Origin of the sequence: Chamaesiphon sp. OTE_75_metabat_556 (assembly GCF_031378165.1) — a bacterium.
Taxonomy (GTDB): domain Bacteria; phylum Cyanobacteriota; class Cyanobacteriia; order Cyanobacteriales; family Chamaesiphonaceae; genus Chamaesiphon.
The window spans coordinates 1-4,882 of record NZ_JANNDR010000269.1; the positions used below are offsets into that span (position 1 = coordinate 1).

Consider the following 4,882-nt stretch of genomic DNA (forward strand, 5'->3'; position numbering starts at 1 on the left):
ACCCTCGCCAGCAAAATTGCCTCCGCAGTCAGTCTGTTTCGGAGTGAGTTTCCTGATGCCAAAGTAGATTTGAAGCCGTGGGCGGAAGATCTCGATACCCAAGAGTTAGTCGATCCTGATTCGATCGATTTTAGCTTTCACTTTCCTGGTTGGAGTCGGCGGTGGCAAAGTCGGAGCGTCCTGGTTCAACTGCGATTTAAGGATGATGAGATCGCGGTTGCGGATCGCCAGTCGGGTGATTCTAGTCGTAATTTTATCGGTTTAGAAGTTGCGGGCTTTGATTATCGAGGCAAGCAATGGCGATTATCAACTGTGAGCGATTGGCAATTTGAAGGTGAAATTCACCCACAACTAGAAATAGCTGATAAATTAAAACAATTTTGTCGGCAAATTTTTGAATTGTTTGGTGCCTAAGCTAAATTAGTGAGCTTTTGTGCTTAAAGTTACATTGTTCGATTTTCAAAAATAATTATCTGTTGACGGTTCTCGCTGATGAATTACATCGATTGCGATCGATATTGAAATCCTTTGATGCCCAAGATTTTGTAGTCACAGGATCTTCCTCTCTGAGTACTAATGCTCATTCAACATCGGATCGATGTGACACGGCTGCTATTTTGGTGGATTAATTTTCACGTCAAAGCTTTGGATGGCAAGGCCGATGAGGTTTAATTCGATTGGATTCGTACCATCCGATCGTAAGTACTAGCGCACTCTAGTTACATCCGGTTGCATCAATGGCGATCAATGTATAAAATCGCAAATCGATCCACTGATTAAGAAATTATTATGATTTTAGACGATCTCTTGTATACTGAACAAATTATGGCTTTAGGTTTGATCTTTCAATTTCGACTGATACCCCGTAGCAATTCCCACTGAATCTATGCGCATAAACAAATCTCTGAGGTTTTTAGTTATTGCTGGTGCCTGTTTGAGTACCGAAGCTGCACTTGCCCGAAATTCACATTCAATCGTTCAGGATTTAGTAGCAAACAACACATTAGGATCTCAATTATTGGGTGTAAATCAGCCCGCCGATCCCGATGCGGTAAATCCTCAGGCTCCAGAAACAGCCCAGAATCCGAGCACAGATGTTGCAAACAAGACTTTTTCCGAGGAGCAACGTCAACCAATAACGACACTCGCTTTAGCTACCCAAGCCACTACACCTACCGATCTGCCAAATTCTCCATTTGGATATGATGACGATGGGGGCAGCCCGACCGATCGGCGATTGGCCAGTCGCGAGGCGATCGCTGGCTCCGCACGGAGTAACGTGTTTGCCAGTGATGTCAATAATCTCCAGCCTAATATCAAAATCAGTGGTGTGCCCGCATCCATCACCGAACCTGCGGTCGAAATTTTTGTACCCCAACCACGGACTCAATTAATCAAAGTTCAGTCAGTGACGCGGTTGCCCCGTACGATCAAAACGAACTTCGTTCCTAGAGTTACTGCCATCCCCACTTTACGACCCAATAGCAATCCGACGCCATTTAACCAACCCGCCCCAGCTACTACTGCTTACGCAAACAATGGCACGCCCGGAACGAGTGTGGAATCAATCTATCCATTGATGAATCCCGCGCGGATCAGTTCTCGCTTTGGCTGGCGGACACACCCATTAACGGGGAGTCGGCGGTTTCATTCTGGCATCGACATTGCCGCACCATCGGGGACACCCGTAGTTGCGACAGCTACTGGTACTGTTGTCTCAGCCGGCTGGAATGGCGGCTATGGTAAAGCGATCGTGATTCAGCACAGTGATACGCAGCAGACGCTGTATGGACATCTTTCGGAGATCTCCGTGCAACCAGGGCAACAAATCGCCCAAGGTACCGTCATCGGGCTAGTCGGTAGTACTGGTAATTCGACTGGGCCACATTTACATTTTGAAGCTCGTTCGCCCGGTGCTAATGGTTGGGTTGCGGTCGATCCCACGCAGGAGATCCAATATGCTATAGACAATCTTCGTCGATCAATGCCATACGCTCGCCAAGATTCACCCCAAGGGCTATAGATAGTTGATGGTTGATAGTTGGCAGATTCATGCAGTGCTCCATTGTCCTGCTCTTCCTACTCACACCTCATTTGTCTAAACTCTTGTTAAAATAGTAGGCTTGTGAATATCTTTCAATTGTTATGACAGTCAAACCAGAATGGTTGCGTGTAAAAGCACCGCAGTGGGAACGAGTAGGTAATGTCAAAGACATCCTCCGCGATTTACAGCTCAATACTGTCTGCGAAGAAGCCTCTTGTCCCAATATTGGCGAGTGTTTTAGCGCGGGCACAGCCACGTTCTTGATCATGGGGCCAGCATGTACTCGTGCTTGCCCCTACTGTGATATCGATTTTGAGAAGAAACCTCAAGCTTTAGATCCGACAGAGCCGCTCCGTCTAGCAGAAGCTGTCCGACGTCTCAATCTCAAGCATGTCGTGATCACATCAGTAAATCGCGATGACTTAGCCGATGGGGGTGCGGGTCAATTTGTACTGTGTATCGAATCCGTACGCGCGCTCTCACCACAAACCACAATCGAAGTTCTCATTCCCGATCTGTGCGCCAACTGGCAAGCACTAGAGACGATTTTGGATGCGGCACCAGAAGTGCTAAATCACAATACCGAAACTATTCCCCGCTTGTATCGGCGGGTACGTCCGCAAGGAGATTATCAACGATCCTTAGACGTCTTGGCGCGATCGCGGGCTTATACGCCCAGCGTCTATACTAAATCAGGCATTATGGTCGGTTTGAGCGAGACTGATGCAGAAGTCCGCCAGACGATGCGCGATTTGCGATCAGTAGACTGCGATATCATCACGATCGGCCAATATCTCCAACCCTCAGCCAAGCACCTTGGCGTTACTGAATTTGTGACTCCCACCCAGTTCGATGCATGGCGGATCTATGGCGAAGAAATTGGGTTCTTGCAAGTAGTCTCTACTCCTTTGACACGCAGTTCCTATCATGCGGAAGAAGTCCAAAAATTGATGGTGAAATATCCGAGATAGTTGACAGTTGAAATTGCACTCCCCGCTCCCCGCTCTTTCTATGACCGATCGAATCACAATTATAGGTGCTGGTGCTTGGGGTGGTGCGTTGGCAAAGTTAACGCAGGTTAATGGTTATGAGCCGACTATTTGGTCGCGTAATTGTGGGCGAGATCTCGCCGAAACAACTCTCGATCGCACGGCAATTATTTCGGCAGTATCGATGTCAGGGGTGCGAGCAGTAATCGATCGATTGCAAGATGCGATCGCGCCACACCAAATTATTGTGACAGCAACTAAGGGATTGGATGCACAGACTAATTTGACACCCGCCCAACTGTGGTATCAAGCATTTCCCCATAATCCAATTGTGATCTTGTCGGGGCCGAATTTATCGCTCGAAATTCAGCAAGGATTACCCGCTGCGACGGTAGTTGCCAGTCATAACGCTGATGCTGCTAATACAGTTCAAGAGATTTTTTCTTCTCCTAAATTTCGTGTCTATACCAATGACGATCCGGTGGGGGTGGAAATTGCTGGCACAGTCAAAAATGTCATTGCAATTGCCGCCGGAACTTGCGATGGTTTAAAATTAGGGAATAACGCTAAATCAGCTTTACTAACGCGCGGATTGGCAGAAATTATTCGGATCGGTCAGTATTGGGGTGGAAACACTGCAACCTTTTACGGATTGTCCGGTTTGGGCGATCTGTTAACCACATGCAATAGTCCTCTGAGCCGCAATTATCAGGTGGGATATGGTTTAGCTCAAGGGAAAGGTTTGAGTGAAGTTCTAGGAGATCTGCAAGGTACGGCAGAGGGTATAAATACGACGAAAGTATTGATGCAGATTGCTAATAATAACCAGATTTATATGCCGATTACTGCATTAGTAGATCGATTGTTGCAAGGAGAAATCACCGCACCAGAAGCAATTATCGCGCTGATGTCTCGCGATCGCAAGTCAGAATATTAGTTTAGTTGATAGTTGATAGTTGATAGTTGATAGTTGATAGTTGATAGTTGATAGTTGAACTACCTTCTCACTTAGTCATTCTCTAGTTTCCTTATCCTCCAAGCTCCCAGACTTTCCTTCTCTATGAGTCAATCATCAGAAGATCCAGAGAATTTAGCAGAAACGATCGCGGGTTTTAATACGATCCAAGCAGAGCAAAATTATCAACAAGCTCAGGATACTTTGCGGCGAATTTTAGTCAAGCTAGATTTGAGCCAGCGAGAAAGAGCAGGATTAGAGTCAGAGATTGCCGAACTGAGTGAGATATCGAGTAAACTCGATCGATCGGTATTTCAAGTTGCGGTATTTGGGATGGTGGGACGGGGTAAATCATCCTTGTTAAATGCGTTAATCGGGGTAGAGGTTTTTGAAGCTGGTGTTTTGCATGGTGTCACGAAAGAACGCCAACAGGTAGTCTGGGAAATCGACAATTGGCAAGATGAATTCGATTTAGATAAAGATACGCCAGCGATACTCCAAGAAGCGATCGAATTTATCGATACGCCAGGGATTGATGAAGTCGATGGGGCAGAGAGACAATTACTAGCGAGTGAAATTGCCCGTCAAGTAGATTTAATTTTATTTGTAATTGCTGGTGATATTACCGAATTAGAATTAAAAACACTTTCTCAATTGAGAAGTGCGGGTAAACCCATCTTATTAGTATTTAATAAAGTCGATCTGTTTCCCGATCGCGATAAACTGGCAATCTATGCCAAAATTCGTGACGATCGCGTTAAGGAGATATTAACGCAAGATGAAATCGTGATGACCGCAGCCTCTCCCCTAGTGGCGAGAGCCATTCGTCAGCCCGATGGCTCCTTTGAAGCAGAACTAGTGATGGGTAAACCACAGATAGATGACTTGAAGCTC

General features: G+C 46.2%; 5 protein-coding genes. All 5 read left to right on the forward strand.

Annotated features, from left to right (window positions below; all coding sequences use genetic code 11):
* A partial coding sequence (locus RMO27_RS10980) for a hypothetical protein (RefSeq protein ID WP_309732299.1) occupies positions 1-414 on the forward strand: 414 nt, incomplete at its 5' end.
* Positions 415-886: 472 nt separating this feature from the next.
* Positions 887-2,023, forward strand: a complete 1,137-nt coding sequence (locus RMO27_RS10985; protein WP_309732302.1) for a M23 family metallopeptidase — start codon at positions 887-889, stop codon at positions 2,021-2,023.
* A gap of 122 nt (positions 2,024-2,145) precedes the next feature.
* Positions 2,146-3,015, forward strand: coding sequence for a lipoyl synthase (gene lipA, locus RMO27_RS10990; protein ID WP_309732315.1), 870 nt, complete (start codon positions 2,146-2,148; stop codon positions 3,013-3,015).
* A 40-nt stretch (positions 3,016-3,055) separates the two neighbouring features.
* Positions 3,056-3,970, forward strand: coding sequence for an NAD(P)H-dependent glycerol-3-phosphate dehydrogenase (locus RMO27_RS10995; RefSeq protein ID WP_309732320.1), 915 nt, complete (start codon positions 3,056-3,058; stop codon positions 3,968-3,970).
* Positions 3,971-4,093: 123 nt separating this feature from the next.
* Positions 4,094-4,882, forward strand: a 789-nt coding sequence (locus RMO27_RS11000; RefSeq protein WP_309732322.1) for an Era-like GTP-binding protein, incomplete at its 3' end; no start/stop codon positions are given.

What these genes read in the sequence shown, in the direction of transcription:
- lipA (WP_309732315.1), top strand. Translation starts at nt 2,146, where the DNA reads ATGACAGTCAAACCAGAATGGTTGCGTGTAAAAGCACCGCAGTGGGAA.
- RMO27_RS10995 (WP_309732320.1), top strand. Translation starts at nt 3,056, where the DNA reads ATGACCGATCGAATCACAATTATAGGTGCTGGTGCTTGGGGTGGTGCG.
- RMO27_RS10985 (WP_309732302.1), top strand. Translation starts at nt 887, where the DNA reads ATGCGCATAAACAAATCTCTGAGGTTTTTAGTTATTGCTGGTGCCTGT.